The sequence below is a fragment of the Pseudomonas alcaligenes genome (genome assembly GCF_014490745.1).
Taxonomy (GTDB): domain Bacteria; phylum Pseudomonadota; class Gammaproteobacteria; order Pseudomonadales; family Pseudomonadaceae; genus Aquipseudomonas; species Aquipseudomonas alcaligenes_C.
In genome coordinates this window covers 3,995,982-4,013,047 of sequence record NZ_LZEU01000001.1, presented here as the reverse complement: position 1 = coordinate 4,013,047, position 17,066 = coordinate 3,995,982, and the positions used below count along the sequence as shown (strand labels likewise).

Below are 17,066 nucleotides of genomic sequence, written 5' to 3'. Positions count from 1 at the left end.
GAATGATCTCGTCTCAGAGCTGCTGGCGTAGCTGTTGTAGTTCTTCGGCGCGATCCTGAGTGGTCATGTACAGGCATCGAGTTTGCCTGCTCTTGAGTTGCGCTGGACAGCGAGCACCTCTCAGTTGTAACCATGCTCGCTGAGCTTTGCGTAGCAGCGTTTGTTCGGGCTCAGAGAGGTTTTCCTGCAGGTGCTGATAGTTGGTGTTTAGCTGCTGATCACTGCGTTGGAGCATGAATTTCCATGGGGAGCCTGACAAGGCCGGGGTCTTTGCAGAGTAGAGTTGTAGCGGTTGTTGGCTGTTGGCACTGCGTAGACTCCATTCGGGAATCTCTAGGTTAAGGGTCAATAGCCCTTCATCAATTGAGGCAAGCGTCGAGTGATAACTCAACCAAAGATAGCTCCAATTATCACCAGGCCGCGTAGCGACGCTTACCTGATGAACATCGGTCACGTGTCGCCCATTCTCTTGGAGATCAATGCTCCAGCAACTCCAGCCGCGCTTTTCAAGGCCTGCCTGGCAGTCATAGGGGGTTGGGCGTTCAAGTGCATCAGAGAACTGTTCGGGCTCTATGCTTTCGTCGTAAACCTTAAGCAGCATATTTACTTGCGGCCACTCACTGTCATCTATGGCTTCGATTTTTGCGTTATAGAAGCCTTCGGCCAGAGTTATCTCGCTGACGAAGCAAAGCGCTGCCAAGAAAAAAATTGGTTTCATTGGCGCACCTCCACGGGTGGTAGGCGAGAGAGTCGTTTTTCGGTTACCTGATAAAGGCATCTATCAATGGGAGAAATTCCTGTTTGAGCCTGGAAGGCACACTCCGCATCGCGATAACTCAGCCAGATCCGCTGTTCTGCAAGTAGTGACTGCTGAGTGGTTTTCGGTAGGATTTTCCAATAATCGTTCAATTTTTGGTCAATAAGTTTTAGTAAGGCGGGCCACGGTGAGGAAATGATGCTGTCACTGTGTATCCCGTCGACGATCAGCGGTGGCTGATCATTTTTGGTCTGGCGAGGAGGCGAATAAGAAAGACCATATGTAGTGAGCGAAACTTTTACGTTTTGTACGGCGCCCTTGTCTACTGCAGAGCCTTTATAGGTTAGCCATACATAGGCGTGACCATAATTGAGCCGGTCAGGAATGGTCATCTGATTCACTACAGGAGCCGGAGTGTTATTGATGGTCAGTTCCATGTCCCAGCAGTTACCTTCGCCCTTGCAATAGGTCTTTATAGGAATAGGCAGACCTTCTCCACTTACTTCGAGTAATAGTGCGGTGAGTGGCCATTGCGTTGAGTCACTTGCGAGCAAGTTGGCTTCGAGTGTCGGGCTCGGTTGTGCCTGCGCATAGAGCAAACTTGGCATGCAAATTAATGTGCTTAGAATGATGTGCTTCTTCATCATGGTCTGATTATCTCTATTACACCGGCCCTGCCGCGTGCCTGCTGGGTGGTGTCGTACATGCCTTCGGCGTAGGCCGGCGGCGTGCCGAAGGTGCCGGCGTTGGTCGCCCGGACGCGGTAGACGAAGGTGGCGGCGTCGCGGTAGACGGTGCCGTAGAGCACCACGCGGTCGTCGCGCACATCGGCGAATTCCGGCTGCCAGGTGCTCTGTCCCGGTTCGCCCACCGGCGGCTGCCAGCTCGGCTCCTGGTCTGCCTCGCTGTACTCGTCGCTCTCGTCGTCGCTGGGGGTGACCGGCGCCGGCTGGTTGTACACCGGCTCGGTACCGCCCGGCAGCAGGTCGACCACCGCCACCTGCTGCACCTGGTCGAAGTCCTTGGCGCGCAGGCGCAGGCGCACCAGGAATTCTTCGCCGACCTTGACCTGCTGCAGCGCTTCGCCATCCAGGCCGATGTACTCGTGGGTCACTTCCAGGCCCTGGCTGAGCACCTTGTCCGGCGCGCCGCGGTCGTAGCCGGCCTCGCTGAGCATGTAGAAGGCCGGGGCATCGCCTTCCTTGCGTGGCAGCAGCATCTTGGTCGCCAGCGGCACGGCGCTGCGTGGCGGCTTGCCGCTGAGGCTCAGCGCCTGCTCACCCGCCTGCTTGCCCAGCCAGGCGCTGACGCTCAGCTTGAGGCCGGCGCCGGCCCGCTCGCCGTAGCCGTCCAGGGCACGCAGCAGCAGGGCAGCGGATAGCGAGCTGTAGCGCTGCTCGGTAAGGCGCTGGCCGAGGGCGTCGAGCAGCTTCACCGGCACCTCGTCGAGCTGCTCGGGGAAGTGCTTGCTGAGCAGGTGCAGGTGCTCGGCGTCGTGCACCAGCGGATCGTAGTACAGGCCGTAGCGGCTCCAGCCCTTCTCCAGGCTGCGCCAGACCTGTTGCTCGAACAGCTGGTCGGCCTGCTTGTCCTGCTTGAGCAGCTTGTAGCTGGCGGCCAGGTAGGCGGCGCCTATGTCCTGCTGCCAGTTCTTGCTGTGGAAGGTCTCGTAGCGCTCGCGGATATCGGCCAGGGCGCCGCTGGTGACCACGCCCTGGCGGGTCAGCAGGTAGGCGGCGTAGGCGCGGTTGCGCAGTTCCTCCAGGCCTTCGCTGGGGCCGTTGGCCAGTTGCGACAGGTAGCTGTTGGCGCGGCCCAGCAGGTCGCTTGGTACCGGGTAGTTGCGTTCCTTGGCTTCGATCAGGAAGTCGGTGGCGTACAGGCTGGCGTAGGGCGATGCCTGCGGGTTGGCTGCCCACAGGCCGAAGCCACCTTCCAGGTTCTGCCGCGAACGCAGGGTGCGCACGGCGCTGTCGAAGGCCGGCAGCGACTGCTGGTCGAGGCTCTCCGCCGAGCTGCCCCAGACCAGGGCCGGCATGGCCTTGGACACCAATTGCTCGGTGCAGCTGTAGCCGTAGTCGTCGAGGTAGCTCTGCAGGCCAGTGGCCCATACCAGCGGCGAGCTGGCCAGGCCGAACTGCACGTTGCGCAGTTGCGGGTAGAGGTCGCGGCTGATCTGCACCTCATGGCTGGAGCCATCGAAGCGGCCCAGGGTCAGCGCCACGCGGCGTTCCACCAGCGGCCGCACCGAGGTGGTTTCACCGATCTGCACACGCTTGCCGTCGGGCAGGGTGGCGACGAAGGTGAGATCGGCCGAACCCAGGGCTTCCAGGGCCTGCAGGTCGATCTCCACTACGCCTTCCTTGCGCGGCGCCAGTTCCAGCTCGGTCGGCGCGGCCGTGGCGAGCTTGAGGCCAGCGCTGGTTTCCACGCTGACCTTGACCTTGCTCGGCTGCTCCAGGTTGCTGAATACCCCGGCGCTGACCTTGAACACATCGCCCGGAGCGACGAAGGCCGGCACGTTGGGGGTGATCACCAGCGGCCCGCGGACTTCCGTGGCGCCTTCGACCACACCGATGCGGCTGTCGTCGACGGCCACGGCGAACAGGTGCAGCTTGCCGTTGAAGTAGTCCGGCACGTCGTAGGTCAGGGTGGTCTCGCCTTCCGGCAGGTCGATCAGCCCCGACCAGAAGGCCACCGGCGGTTTGCGCTTGCGCTTGAACGGGTTGAGGTGGGCGCCGAGCAGGTCTTCGCCGTCACCACCGGGAGCCGCCGCGTTGAGCAGGCGACTGAACTCCGGCAGGAGCAGGTCGAGGATCTGGCTGGTTTCCACTTCCAGGGCACGTTTCTGGAAGAACTGCGCCAGCGGGTCGGGCGTCTGGTAGCGCGCCACCTGCAGGATGCCCTCGTCCACCGCGTAGATCACCGCCTTGCCGGCGCGGTCGCTGCGCACACTGATGTGCAGCGGCTGGCCCGGCTCGATGTGCTCGGCAGCGGCGATCTGCAGCGGGATGCGCCGCGCGTCGAGGTCGATCTTCAGGGGCGCCACGCCGTAGGACAGCGGGCTCATGTAGACCTCGGGCGAGGCGCCGTCACGGACGAACTGCACGTTGACGTAGGCGTTGCCCTCCAGCTCGGCGGGCAGGCGGATGTGCTGCACGCTGCTGGTGCTGTCGGCCTTGAACCACTGGTGGCTGTAGACCTTGTCGCGCTCGATGGTGATCAGCCCGGCGCCGGTGTAGGGCGCGCGGATGCTGATCTCGATGTCATCGCCGGGGGCGTAGCTGGCCTTGTTCAGGCGTAGCTGCAGCTCGGCATTGCGTTCCAGCGAGCGGCTGCTGTTGCCCTGGCCGGCGACGCTGTAGTCGACCTGGTTCAGCGGCGTGCCGTCGGCGCCCTTGAGGGTCAGGGTGAAGTCGCCCGGCTCGCTGGTGTCCAGGGTCTGGCTGCTGCCGCTGGCGGCCAGGGCTTGCGCCTGGCTGCCGCGCGGGATGTGCTTGACCCGCGACTCGTACTTATAGGTGCCGTTGGGTTGCTTGATCAGCACCGAGACGTAGCGGTGCTCGACCAGTTCGGTGGACAGGCCGTCCACCGCCAGCGGCTTGAGATCGGGGCCGATGGCCAGCCAGCGCACTTCGCGCTTGGCGCCCTTGCTCACATAGTCCAGCGAGTCGACGCTCTTGACCCCGACCAGCCAGGGCGCCGAGGACACCATCAGGCTGCTCTGTGCGGCGACGTTACGGCCGCCCTCGGCCTCGTAGACCTTGGCCAGCAGGTTGAGCTGGTAGGTGCTGGCGGCGAAGCGCTCCAGGCGCAGGTCGAGCACGGCCTCGCCGTTGTCGTCGGTCTGGGTCTCGGCCAGTTCCTCGGTGCTGTTCTCCTTCAGCGAGTTGCTGATGCGGAAACGGTAGTCGGCGTAGCCGTCGAAGGCGGCATAGGCCGGGGCGAGGATCATGTCGGCGGTAACCCGCCGGCCGGAAGCCGGGGCGCCGAACAGGTGCATGGCCTTGACCTTGGCCTCGACCTGCCCGGGGGCGATCCAGCCCTTCACCGGGGCCTTGGACAGGGTGGCGCTGACCTTCATGCGATCCGGCTCGAAGTCGCGCACCTTGAACTCGGTGCTACCCAGGTCGATGCGCCGCTCGTCCTTGTCGATCAGGCTGAGGCTGGCGCTGTAGGTGCCGGCCGGTGCTGCTTCGCTGCTGGCGAAGTCGAGGCTCTCGAAGCCGCTGGCGGACAGTTTCAGCTGCTGGCGCAGCACGCTCTGGCCGCGCGGGTCGCGCACGTCCAGCTCCACCGGCAGGCCCTGCAGCTGGCCTTTCCAGTCGCCGCTACGGACGATCATGGCGATATGCGCGGTCTCGCCCGGGCGGTACAGGCCGCGGTCGGTGAACAGGTAGGCGCCGAGCTTGCCCGGTTCGCCGTTCTCGTACTGGCCGCCGATATCGAAGCGCGACAGGTCGAGGCGGTGCTGGCTGCGCGCCACCGGCAGGAACGACTGGTCGTTGCCCAGGGTCACCACGTACATCAGCGGGGTCTTCTCGCGGCGCAGCTCATCGAGCTTGGCGAAGTGCGCCTGGCCGGCGGCGTCGGTCTGCCCGCTGGCCACCGGCAGGCCGTTGCGGCCGATGATCTCGACCTGGGCACCGGCCACCGCGCCGCCGTTGCTGAGCGACTGCACGAACAGGTCGTGGCTGCCGTCGCTGCTGCGCTTGGCGATGATGCCGAGGTCGGTGACGACGATGAAGCGCAGGTCGCGCGGGCCGTCGTCATCGCTGTAGTAGGAGTCGAAGGTTTCGTCGGCCGGGCGATCCTGCGGGCTCAGCTTGACCACGAAGATGCCGCGGCGGCCGCCGTCGGCATTCAGGTAGGGCGCCAGGTCGACATGGTCGTAGTGGGTCTTGGCCGGGTCGCTGTTGCTGATCGGCAGATCCAGGCTCATGCGCTCGACCAGGCGATCGAAGTAGCTGTTGCTGAAGTCCGGGCGGGCGAAACTGCCGTAGTTCTGGTCGACCAGGTGGTGCAGCTGGTTGGGCAGCAGGCGGGCGATCTCCACGTGGGCACCGGGTACGCCGCGGGAGAGGAAGCCGAGCTGCTTCTCGCCATTGAGGCTGAGCAGGGCACCGTCGGAAAGGAAGTTCAGCGCGCGCGGGTACTTGGGCATCTGCAGCAGGCTGTAGGTCGGATCCTTGGCCAGGTAGCCACCGACCGCCTCGACCCTGGCCGCTACCTTCACGTACAGGTAGCGCCCCGGTTCGGCCTTGAACTTGAAGGCATGCAGGCTGTTGAGCGGCTCGACGCTGGGAATGTGGCTGAGGGTGAGACGCTCGGAGCGGGCCAGCAGCTGCTCGTCGACTTCCGATTCGCTCCAGTGCTTGCCGTTGCGCGGGTTGTGCTCGGGCAGCAGCCAGACCTGCACCTGTTTGGCGATGGCTTCGTCGGCCACCGCGCTGGAACTGCTGAACATCAGCACCGGTTCCGGCTCGCCGCGGTCGTTGTCGACGAACTGGATATTGGCGGCGCTGAAGGTCAGGCGGTAGCGCCCGGGCACGCTGACGGCCGTGTGCAGCGGTTGCTCGCTGGCATTGCCACCGTCGCGGGCCTGCACGCCCTTGTCCAGCAGCAGGCTGACGTTGCTGGTTTCCAGCGGCGTGGCCAGCGGGGCGGAATGCACGTAGGCGTTGAGCTTGTTCTTGCTGAAGCTGATGTCCGGGGTCGGCGTAACGTCCTTGTCGCGGTATTCCAGGCCGCGATCCAGGCTGACGCTGACGCGTTGGCGCACCGACTCTTCATCCACCGGGTGGGAGAAGGCCAGGGTGGTCACCAGCTTCTTCAGGCTTGGCACCACCGGATCCTGGTACAGCTCGCTGCTGGCGATGCTGGCCTTGAACGGCGCGGTGGCGAACTTGAAGTCATAGTCCTGCAGCAGTACACCGTCGGCGAGCAGACCTTCCTTGTCCAGGCTGACGCTGTAGTGCTGGTCGATCGGCCAGTCGCCGGCCGGGGTGAAGACCAGGCTGAGGTCGCTGGCCCAGTGCCAGGTGCCGGCCACGGCGGGTTCCAGGCGCACGCCCTGTTTCACCTCTTTACCGATGGCGTCCAGCGGCGCGGCGGATTCGCCGAAGTTGATCCACAGGGTGTCGACCTGGATCGGCTCGCGCTTGTAGTCGGTCAGCAGCGGTTCCTTCACCGAGTAGGCCACGGTGTGCGGCACCGGCAGGTTCTGGTACCAGTGCCAGACATAGGCGCCGGCGCCGCCGAGCAGGGCCAGGCCGAGCAGGCCCAGGGCCGTCTGCTTGGGCCGCGCGCGCAGCCAGCGCGCGCCGGCGCTCAGGCCCTGGCCGAGCTTGCGCAGCCACAGCGGCGGCTGCCAGCTGCCGAACAGGGCAGCGAGTAGCCAGCGCCCCAGGCGCAGCACACCAAGGACAATAAAGGAGAGAAAGGCGAATACGCGGCGGCAGGCCGTAACGAGTGAGGCGAACATGTGCATCCCTGCAAATGATGGTGCGGGCATTGCGCCCGCGGCACCGAATGTACCGGCAATCGGCCGGCAAATTATGCGCTTTTCGGCCTCCTGGCAGAGCTGGGCGGGCGCACAGAATTCGAGCGATTTGTGATGCCTGTCACGCTCGCCTGGCGGCCTGCCGCTGGGCTGAAAGCTGTCCGTTCGGGCAGCATGAATGTGATTGGCTGCCAAACTCTGAGCGGTTCCGCTGACTGGCGATTGAAAGGCGCCTTGCCAGTCGATAGCCTTGGCAACTTAGCGCCTTAAAGGATTAATCATGCGCCCCCCGCTGTTGCCGCTGTGCCTGACGCTGTTCGCGTCGGCGGCCCTGGCAGACCCCACTGCGAGCCTGGATGGCCCGACTGCTGGCTGGCATTACTCCGGCCTGCTCGACCGCACGGAGAACGCCCGCGTCGCCTACCCGACGCCGCCGATCGACCGCGGCGCGCAGCGCAATCGCAGCCTGATCGAAGGCAAGCTCGCCGGCACCCAGGGCCTGCGCCAGCCTTATACGCTGGCGGTCAATGGCAACCCGCTGCCCCTCTACACTGACGCCGAAGGACGCTTTGTCCGCCCTTACAATTTTGGCGCCGGCTCCAACAGCGTCGAGCTGCGCGCCGACGGCAAGCCGCTGCGCCGCGTGCAGTTCTATGAAGCCAACCATCTGAAGACCCCAGCGCGGGTACGCATCGTCCTCGGCTGGGACGACCCACAGGCCGAACTCGACCTGCACGTGGTCACCCCCGATGGCCAGCACGCCTTCTGGGCCGATCCGGTGATGAGCAATGGTGGCGGCCTGGATGTCGACAGCGTCGACGGCCCCGGCCCGGAAATGTTCACCATGACCGCGCCGCTGCACGGCACCTACCTGATTTACGTGAACTACTGGGGCAACCTGAACAGCCAGGGTTACAACTTCCAGGCTGGCAGTAACCTCAACGAGGTGATCACCTCGCAGATCAGCCTGGTGTTCAACGAGAACACCGTGAACGAGAAGCGCGAGACGTTCGTGGTGCCGCTGCGCACCATCGGCGATCTGCTGCTGATCAAGTCCTTCAACTATTGAATGCTCCCGCCGCAGGGATGAACTGGGGTCTGTAGACATGAGCGAGAACACCACACCCGTTGCCAGCGAAGGCGCGCCAACCGGCCGCCGGCTGCGCCCGCTGCTGATCGCCCTGGCGGTGGCCGTACCGGTGGCCGCCGCCGGCATCTTCGGCTGGCTGTGGCATGAGCAGCAGGGCGAACGCCAGCTGGGCGAGCAGAACCTGCTGGGCCTGGATCTGGCGCGCCCCGACGTGCTGATCGAAAGCGCCTCGCTCAGTCGCCTGCCCAAGGATCTGCTCAACGTGCCGCTGCTGCGTGACACCCTGACCGAAGACCTGGTGTTCTATTACGAGGCCAACGCCGACCGCCTCGGCCTGACCGGCAGCCTGCGGCGGATCATCTACGAGCACGACCTGCAGCTGCGCGACAACCTGCTCGACGAGCTGCTCGACCAGCCGGCCGAGGTCGCCCTGTGGCGCGATGCCGGCGGCCGCCTCAAGCACTTCCTGGTGGTGATCGAGCGCGGCGGCCTGGCCAAGGCCCTGGAGCCGCTGGCCAAGGTGGCGCTGGACGACACCCAGTTGAGCCAGGCCGGCGAGTTCCTCGTCGATGGCGCCCCGGTGCCGTTCTACCGCCTGCGCTACAACAACGACCGCTCCCTGCTGTTCGCCTCCCATGGCGACCAGCTGTTGCTGCTGTCCAGCACCGACATGCTTTTCGCCCCCGAGCCGGAGCCTGAACCGGCTTCTGCCGAGGCGGCCAGCGCGGATGACCAGACCGAGGTGGCTGCTGTCGATCCCGACGCGGCGGTGCCGGCTGACGAGACCGCCGCCGCGCCGGTCGAGCCCGAAGAGCCGCGCGGCCCGCTGCTGGCCAAGGTGTCGACCGATGCGGTCGAGGCGCTGCTGGCCGGCCAGCATCCGTTCCCCGAGCGTTTCGGTCTGGAGGCACGTGGCGCGCTGGAGCAGCGCATCAGCCTCAGTTCGGATTTCCTCGCCCTCGGCTACCAGCGCTTTATCCCGGCCTTCGCCGGTCTGCGTTTCGAGATGGACAGCCAGGGCTGGCACAGCTTCCTGGCCCTCAACGAAGTGGAAGACCAGGGCAAGTTCGACTTCACCCCGGTGTGGCGCGCCATGCCCATGGGCGCTAGTGCCTGCGTCGCCCTGCCAGTGGCGGCGGCCGTGCCCGAGCGCTTGCTGAACAAGGTTGGTGCCGAGGCCAAGGTGGCTGCCGAGCTGGGCGGCCAGCTCAGCGGCACCGCCGGCCTGTGCTGGTACGCCGAGTCGCGCCTGCACTCGCCACTGCTGGTCGGCACGCTCAAGGGCGAGGCCGGTGCGCAGACCGATGCCGAGCTGGGCAAGCTGTTCGCCAGCCTGATCGGCGCCTGGGAAGCCAATGTCGAGGGCGGCGCCTTCCCGGTCGAAGACAGCGAGCAAGGCGCCACGCACAAGTGGCAGCGCCAGGTCGGCTCCAACTTCGGCCAGTATCCGGGCGGCGAAGCCGAGAATCCGGATGCCCTGGCCTCCACCGGTTTTTTCCGCGTCAGCCTGGCGCGGCACGGCTCGACCCTGCTGTTCTCGCTGGACGACCGCCTGGTGAGCAAGGCCCTGGATACCCTGGACAAGCGCTTCCCGCCGCTGGCCGAAGTGCTGCCCAAGGATGCCCTGGTGCCGGCCTACCTGGCGCCGCAGACCCTGGCTTCGCTGTTCGAGCGCGAGACCCTGGAGAGCCTGCCGGAAGACATGGAACCGGTGTTCCGCAACGCCGCGCAGAGCAATCTGCTGCCCAAGCTGCGCGCCCTGTCCACCCACGGCAAATACGCCCTGACCCTGCCGGCCGATAGCGAAGCCAGCAGCGCCTGGCAGTGGCTGCCGCTGCAGTGGCGCGCGCTGTGAGAGCACGGCATTACATAGCGTTTGCCTGCCTTCTGCTGTGCAGCCCGGCGCTGCTGGCCCAGGCCGCGCCGGCGCTGGACGCGCAGCAGTCGCAGGTGTTTCGCGCCTGGTTCGTGCGCATCGCCCAGGAGCAGCTGCGCCAGGGCCCCAGCCCGCGCTGGCAGCAGCAGGACTGTGCCGGCCTGGTGCGCTTCGCCGCCAACGAGGCGCTCAAGCTGCACGACGCCAAGTGGCTGCGCGCCAACGGCCTGTCCAACCGCTACCTGCCGCCGGAGCTGGAACTGAGCGCCGAGCAGCGTCAGCTCGCCCAGCAGTGGCAGCAGGGCGGCGGACGGGTCGGGCCGTACGTCAACGCGATCAAACTGATCCAGTACAACAGCCAGTTCCTCGGCCGCGACCTCAACCAGGCGCGCCCCGGCGACCTGATCTTCTTCGACCAGGGTGACGACCAGCACCTGATGATCTGGATGGGCCGCAACATCGCCTATCACACTGGCACCACCACCAAGACAGACAACGGCATGCGCTCGGTGAGCCTGCAACAACTCATGACATGGAAGGACACCCGATGGATACCCGACGAATCCAATCCCAACTTTATCGGCGTCTATCGACTGCATTTCCTTTCGCGATGAAGGCTCACTCGATGAAGTCTCCCGCGATGAACAGCCTGCGCCTGCCGCGACTGGCCGCTGCCGCCCTGCTGCTCGGCCTGTTGCCGCTGGGCGTTAGCCAGGCCGACGACAATGTCGAGTCGAGCAACTATTCGCCGGTGGCCGGACAGTCGTTCTTCCTCCTCGCCGATGCCAGCTTCGCCACCGACGAAGTGGCCCAGGTACGCCTGGAAGCGCCGGGACGCGACTACCGCCGCTACATGATGGAGCCCTACGGCGGCGTTGACATGCGCGTGTACCGCATCGAAAAGCCGCTGGACTTCCTCAAACGGCAGAAGAACCTGCACCGGGTGGTGGCCGAGGGCGAGTTCAAGGGCGAGGGCCTGTCCAACACCCTGAGCTACCTGTGGGACAGCTGGTACCGCACCTCGCGGCGGGTGATGCAGCGCGCCTTCTCCTACGAGTCGCGCAAGCAGGTCACCGAGGAAGCGCCGGAGCTGAAGATGGGGGACGCGATCAAGGCGCCCACGCCGTTCGAGGCGCAGCCGCAGTACGCGCCGATGAAGGGCCTGCCGCTGGTCAGTCAGTTCCGCTACCCGCTGTGGGATGCCAAGCCGATCCAGCCGCCCAAGGGCGTCGAGCTGGCCGGCTCGTCCAGTTCCTTCGTCAGCGTCAATCCGGGCAACGTGTATATCCCGCTGGGTAAGCTCAAGCCGGGGCTGTATCTGGTCGAGGCGCTGGTCGGCAAGTTCCGCGCGACTACCGTGGTGTTCGTTTCCAACACGGTGGCGGTGAGCAAGATCGCCGGCAACGAGCTGCTGGTATGGACGGCCAACAAGCGTGACGGCGGTGCGATGGCCGGGGCCAAAGTTTTGTGGAGCGATGGCCTGGGCGTGATGAGCAGCGGCAGCACCGACGAGCAGGGCCTGCTGCGCTTGAAACACGCCAGCCCGGAGCGCTCCTACGTGCTCGGTGAGGACAGCGAAGGCGGGGTGTTCGTCTCCGAGAACTTCTATTACGACAGCGAAATCTACGATACCAAGCTGTATGCCTTCACCGACCGCCCGCTGTACCGCCCCGGCGACTGGGTGGAAGTGAAGATAGTCGGCCGCGAGTTCAAGAACGCCCGCGACTCGGTGGCCGCCCAGGCAGCGCCGCTCAAGCTCAGCGTGCTGGATGCCACCGGCACCGTGCTGCAGAACCTCGACCTGGCGCTCGACAGCAAGGCCGGCACCCAGGGCCGCTTCCAGCTGCCGGACAACGCCGTGGCCGGTGGCTACGAGCTGCGCTTCAGCTACCGCGACCAGCTGTACAGCAGTGCCTTCCGCGTGGCCGACTACATCAAGCCGCACTTCGAGATCGCCCTCGACCTGAGCAAGCCGGACTTCCGCACCGGCGAGAAGGTCAGTGGCAACCTGGTGCTGCTCTACCCGGACGGCAAGCCGGTGAAGAACGCCCGTCTGCAGCTGAGCCTGCGTGCCCAGCAGCTGTCGATGATCGACAACGAGCTGCAGTACCTCGGCCAGTTCCCGGTGGAACTCTCCAGCAGCGAGCTGAGCACCGACGACCAGGGCCGCGCCGCCCTCGAACTACCGGCGGCGGACAAGCCGAGCCGCTACCTGCTCACCGTGTTCGCCAGCGATGGCGCCGCCTACCGGGTCAAGGTCAGCAAGGAGATCCTCATCGAGCGCGGCGCCGCGCGTTATCGCCTGGACGCACCGCAGCGCTTCAGCGCGGTGGGCGAGGCCGTGCCGTTCAGCTACCACAGCGAGCAGGCCAGCGAACTCAAGCCGGCCAGCTACGAGTGGGTGCGCCTGGAAGACCAGAGCCAGCACAGCGCCAGCCTGGATGACGACGACCAGGGCTTCAGCCTCAGCTTCGAGCGCCCCGGCACCTACAGCATCACCCTCAAGGACAAGCACGGCCTGATCCTCGGCGCCACCGGCCACGCGGTCAGCGGCGACGGGGTCAAGGCGGTAGCCGGCACCGTGGAAGTGGTGTTCGACCAGGACGAGTACCAGGCCGGGGCCGAAGCTCAGGCGTTGATCACCTTCCCCGAGCCGGTCGGCGATGCGCTGCTGACGCTGGAGCGCGACCAGGTGGAAGCTACCGCGCTGCTGTCCAAGGGCGGCGACTGGCTCAAGCTGGAGAAGCTCAACGACACCCAGTACCGCGCGCGCATCCCGGTCGACGACCACTTCGCGCCCAACCTGACCTTCTCCGTGCTTTACACCAAGGGCGGCGACTACAGCTTCCAGAACGCCGGGATCAAGGTGGCCAAGGCGCAGGTGGAAATTGCCATTACCCCGGACAGGGAACGCTACCAGCCGGGCGAAACCGTGACTGTCGACCTCGCCACCCAGTTCCAGGGCAAGCCGGCGGCCACCCGTCTGACGGTCAGCGTGGTGGACGAGATGATCTATGCCCTGCAGCCGGAAATCGCCCCGGGCATCGACCAGTTCTTCTATCACCCACGGCGCAACAACGTGCGCACCAGCGCCAGCCTGTCGTTCATCAGTTACGACGTGGCCCTGCCGGGCAACCCGACCGCACCGGGCCGCGCCAACCGCAGCGAACGCGGGGTCAAGGTGCTGGAGCGGCCGCGCCGCGAGGAAGTCGATACCGCCGCCTGGCAGCCCGATCTGGTCACCGATGCCGACGGCAAGGCGCGCCTGACCTTCCGCATGCCCGACTCGCTGACCCGCTGGCGCATCACCGTGCGCGCGGTCAACGAGGCTGGCGAAGTGGGGCAGAAGAAGCAGTTCATCCGCTCCGAGAAGCCGCTGTACCTGAAGTGGAGCGGGCCGACCCTGTTCCGCGAGGGTGATAAGCCGCAGCTGGGCCTGTTTGCCTTCAATCAGGGCGAGGAGAGCACCAAGGCCGAACTGGTCACCCACTACGCCGGCCAGGAACAGCGCCAGGCGGTGGAGCTGGAGAAAGGCGTGAACTACCTGGCGTTGCCGCCGACTGCCCTGGAGGGCGGCGAATGGCGTGCCGAGCTGGTGCAGGACGGCAAGCCGGTGGATGCCCTTGGCGTGACCCTGCGCGTGGCCGGCGAAGGCTGGCAGCGCATGCACACCCAGAGCCTGAGCCTCAATCCGGGCAGCAACCCGCTGAGCCTGCCGGCCGACGCCGGCAATATCCGCCTGCGTCTGGATAACAGCTCGCAAGCGCTGTTCCGCTCGGCTCTCGACGACCTGATCGAGTACCCCTACGGCTGTGTCGAACAGACCTCCAGCCGCCTGCTGCCGTTGAGCCTGGCCTACCCGACGCTGGCCAAGGGTGACGCACGCATTGGCGACCGTCTGCGCCTGATCATGCAGAACAGCCGCCTGCGCCTGGTGCAGATGGCCGGCCCGGAAGCCGGGTTCACCTGGTGGGGCGAGGAGGGCGATGCCGATGCCTTCCTCACCGCCTATGCCTACTACGCCGACTGGCATGCCAGCCGCGCCCTGCATATCAGCCTGCCGCCGGAACACTGGCAGCGTGTGCTGGAGGTCTATGCCGCGCAGGCGGCCAACACGCCGTTGCTGCAGCGCGCGCTGATCCTCGACTTCGCCCGCGAGATGCAGTTGCCGGTGAACACCTTGCTCGAAGGTCTGCTGGCCGACCTGGGCCAGGCTGGCGACGGCGACGAAGTCAGCCTGGACGATACCGGCCTGACTAGCCCGGTGATGGCCGCACCGAACTCGCAGCTTGGCCTGGCCCTGGCGCGGGTGCTGGCTGCCGACCTGGCGGCGCAGAGCAAGGTCAGCCTGCCGGCGGCCTTCAGTACCGGTCTGGAGGCCGCGCGCCAGAGCGTGGCCGACAGCCGTCAGCCGTTCGCCGAGGCCGTACGCCTGGCCCAGGGCCGGCCGCAGCCGCAGGAAGTGAATGCCCTGCTGCAGCGCCTGGCGCCGGAGCAGGCGACCCTGGAGCGCGCTCTGGCGCTGACCTGGCTGAACAACAGCATCGAGCAAGCGGCGCCGGCCAGCGTACCGGCACCGGGTGCCGGCTGGGCGGCCCAGCAGGGCGCTACCGGGGAAACCTGGTGGCAGTGGCTGGGCAAGGAGCAGCCCAAGGAGCTGCCGCTGCCTGCCGAGCAGGTCGGTTCGTTACCGGCGACCCTGACTTTCGACAGCGCCGAGACGCCGGCCGGCAACGTGCCGGTGCAGGTCAGCCGGCGTTTGCTGCGCCTGGTACCGGGCGAAGCGGCGTTCAGCTTCAGTGTCGAGGAAGTCGGCGATGGCCCGCTGTCCAGCGACGAGCTCTACCTCGACGAAGTGACTCTGCAGGGCGGCGACGAGGAACATGCCTATCGTTACGGCCTGCTGGAAGTGCCGCTGCCGCCGGGCGCCGATGTTGAGCGCACCACTTGGGGCATCCAGATCAGCGGCCTCGACTCGGAAGAGGCGGCGCCGCTGGAGAAGGCCCGCCACGAGCCGGGGCAGATGCTCTATGCGGTGCCGGTCGACAGCCTGCAGGGCACCGTGCAGCTGCGTCACCTGGTGCGCTTCTCGCAGAAAGGCCAGTTCCACCTGCCGCCGGCGCGCTACGTGCGCATGTACGACCCGCAGCAGCAGGCCGTCGAGCAGGAAGCGGCGCTGGCCGAGCTGAAGGTCGAGTAAGCCGTGCGGGCACTCTGCTGGCTGGCGCTGTGCGTGCCCCTGCTCGTCGAGGCGGGGCAGGCACCGTTGCAGCTGGCCTGGCGTACCAGCCAGGGTGACCAGCTGCTGCAGCTAGATCACCAGCAGGTGCTGGCGCGTGGCAGCCTGCCGGCGCAGCTGGATACACCGTTGGGCAGCCTGTGGAAACTGTTCGTCTACGCCTACCTGGTGGACAACCGCCAGGCCGACCCCGGCTATACCTGCACCGGCCAGGATCGCGAGGAGGTCTATTGCTGCCAGGCCGGCGAGCGCATCGACCGCGACCAGGCCCTGGCCAAGTCCTGCGGCCTGTATTTCGCCCCGCAGCGCCTGGGCTTGCAGCCTGCCGATTGGCAACGCTACTGGCAGGCGCAGCAGGCGCCGGCCTGGTTGCTGGATCTCGATCGGTTGCAGCCACAGCGGCGGGTGCCGGTGCATGAACTGCTCGATAGCCTGGCCAGCCTGCCGGCCCAGGCCGAGGCGCGCCGGGTATTGCTCGACGTACCGCTGAATGCGCCGGATGCTGCCGCGCTTGGCGCCCTGGGGGGACGTCTGCGGGTGAAGACCTGGAGCTGGCTGGCCGATGGCGACGCGCAGGCGCGCCAGGGCGGTTTCGCCGGCTGGCTGGTGGATGGCACGCCGTTGTGGGCTGGCGGTTCCGGTACCAGCCAGAGCATCCTGCACGGCTATGCCGAGGTGCTCGGGCGCACCCTGCCGGCGCCCTGGCCGCAGGAGCCGGGTACGTGCGTGGAGGTGGCGCTGTTCGACCGTTATCCGCTGCGCCAGGTGCGCCAGCAGGACAAGGCCGCCGCCGTCGGCGTGCTGAATGGTCACTACGAGGTGGAGTTCGCCAACGGCAATCGCCTGCCCATCGAGAGCGCGGGCGAGCTGTTTCTTCTACGCCAGGGCGAGCAGCTGCATCTGGTCGCCCACCTGAGTCGCGAGGAATATGTGGCGCGGGTGCTGGATCGCGAGGCGGCGGCGCAACCGGCCGAGGCGGCCAAGGCCCTGGCGATCACCATCCGTACCTATCTGCTGCAGAATGCCGAACGGCGTGGCGAATGCCTGGCGATCCGCGACAGCAGCGCCAGCCAGCGGGTGGCGCCGCGCCCGGCGTCGACTGCCGCGCGGGCCATCGCCGCCTGGAGCGCCGACCTGGTACTGGCCGGCAGCGTCGTCACTTATCACTCCGATCTGCCCGGGCCCGAGCGCCTGGCCTGGAGCCAGGCGGTCGAGCAGGCCGAATCCGGCCTGCGCTACGACGCCATCCTTGCCCGTGCCTTCCCGCGGGCCAGCCTCAGTCGCTGGGACAAGCCGGTGGCCGCCTGCCAGCCGCTGGACAGCGCCGAGAACTGGCTGCAGGCGCAGCGCCGGCAATGGCGTACGCGCCTGGATGAGGAGCCCGGCTACAGCGAGACCGCGCAGTTCGCCGTGTGCCGCCTGCTGTCCGGCAATCCCTATGTCGACCGCGAACGCCGGCGCATCTACGTGCGCGGCCTGCTGTCGCTGCAGGATCGGCTCGACCTGACTCACGAATACCTGCACCTGGCCTTCGAGGCCCACCCCAATGGCCAGGACGAGGACTACATCGAAAGCCTCGCCCGTCACCTGCTTCTGGAATAG

General features: G+C 66.3%; 8 protein-coding genes. 5 read left to right on the top strand and 3 right to left on the bottom strand.

The features are described 5' to 3' along the window. Positions 1 to 13: 13 nt before the first annotated feature. Genes A9179_RS18350 through A9179_RS18340 form a run of 3 tightly spaced genes read right to left on the bottom strand, consistent with a single transcriptional unit; the run spans position 14 to position 7,241 of the window. Positions 14 to 718, bottom strand: a complete 705-nt coding sequence (locus tag A9179_RS18350; protein ID WP_187807648.1) for a lysozyme inhibitor LprI family protein — start codon at positions 716 to 718, stop codon at positions 14 to 16. Further along, a complete protein-coding gene (locus tag A9179_RS18345; RefSeq protein WP_187807647.1) occupies positions 715 to 1,404 on the bottom strand; it encodes a lysozyme inhibitor LprI family protein in 690 nt (229 codons plus the stop codon). The genes A9179_RS18350 and A9179_RS18345 overlap by 4 nt, the downstream gene beginning before the upstream one ends. Beyond that, a complete protein-coding gene (locus A9179_RS18340) occupies positions 1,401 to 7,241 on the bottom strand; it encodes an alpha-2-macroglobulin family protein (protein WP_187807646.1) in 5,841 nt (1,946 codons plus the stop codon). Before A9179_RS18340 ends, A9179_RS18345 begins: the two co-directional genes overlap by 4 nt. Positions 7,242 to 7,539: 298 nt before the next feature. Here A9179_RS18340 and A9179_RS18335 point away from each other — a divergent pair, with 298 nt between their 5' ends. The 5 genes from A9179_RS18335 to A9179_RS18315 are packed head-to-tail and all read left to right on the top strand — an operon-like array spanning position 7,540 to position 17,066. Continuing rightward, the gene (locus A9179_RS18335; RefSeq protein WP_187807645.1) at positions 7,540 to 8,328 is read left to right on the top strand and encodes a YfaP family protein; all 789 of its coding nucleotides are present in this window, start codon (positions 7,540 to 7,542) and stop codon (positions 8,326 to 8,328) included. Between the two features lie 37 nt (positions 8,329 to 8,365). Further along, the gene (locus A9179_RS18330) at positions 8,366 to 10,204 is read left to right on the top strand and encodes a DUF2138 domain-containing protein (RefSeq protein WP_187807644.1); all 1,839 of its coding nucleotides are present in this window, start codon (positions 8,366 to 8,368) and stop codon (positions 10,202 to 10,204) included. Next, entirely contained in the window at positions 10,201 to 10,839 is a 639-nt protein-coding gene (locus tag A9179_RS18325; protein WP_187807643.1) for a DUF1175 domain-containing protein, read from the top strand. Before A9179_RS18330 ends, A9179_RS18325 begins: the two co-directional genes overlap by 4 nt. A gap of 26 nt (positions 10,840 to 10,865) precedes the next feature. Then, positions 10,866 to 15,425: an alpha-2-macroglobulin family protein gene (locus A9179_RS18320; RefSeq protein ID WP_223123427.1), complete on the top strand. Its 4,560-nt coding sequence runs from the start codon at positions 10,866 to 10,868 to the stop codon at positions 15,423 to 15,425. 3 nt (positions 15,426 to 15,428) lie between these two features. Next, positions 15,429 to 17,066 (top strand): DUF2300 domain-containing protein, encoded by a 1,638-nt coding sequence (locus A9179_RS18315; RefSeq protein ID WP_187807641.1) that lies wholly within the window; start codon positions 15,429 to 15,431, stop codon positions 17,064 to 17,066.

Bases quoted from the DNA above. Each gene is read 5' to 3' on its own strand.
- A9179_RS18330 (WP_187807644.1), top strand. From the start codon at position 8,366: ATGAGCGAGAACACCACACCCGTTGCCAGCGAAGGCGCGCCAACCGGC.
- A9179_RS18350 (WP_187807648.1), bottom strand. From the start codon at position 718: ATGAAACCAATTTTTTTCTTGGCAGCGCTTTGCTTCGTCAGCGAGATA.
- A9179_RS18335 (WP_187807645.1), top strand. From the start codon at position 7,540: ATGCGCCCCCCGCTGTTGCCGCTGTGCCTGACGCTGTTCGCGTCGGCG.
- A9179_RS18320 (WP_223123427.1), top strand. From the start codon at position 10,866: ATGAACAGCCTGCGCCTGCCGCGACTGGCCGCTGCCGCCCTGCTGCTC.
- A9179_RS18340 (WP_187807646.1), bottom strand. From the start codon at position 7,241: ATGTTCGCCTCACTCGTTACGGCCTGCCGCCGCGTATTCGCCTTTCTC.
- A9179_RS18345 (WP_187807647.1), bottom strand. From the start codon at position 1,404: ATGATGAAGAAGCACATCATTCTAAGCACATTAATTTGCATGCCAAGT.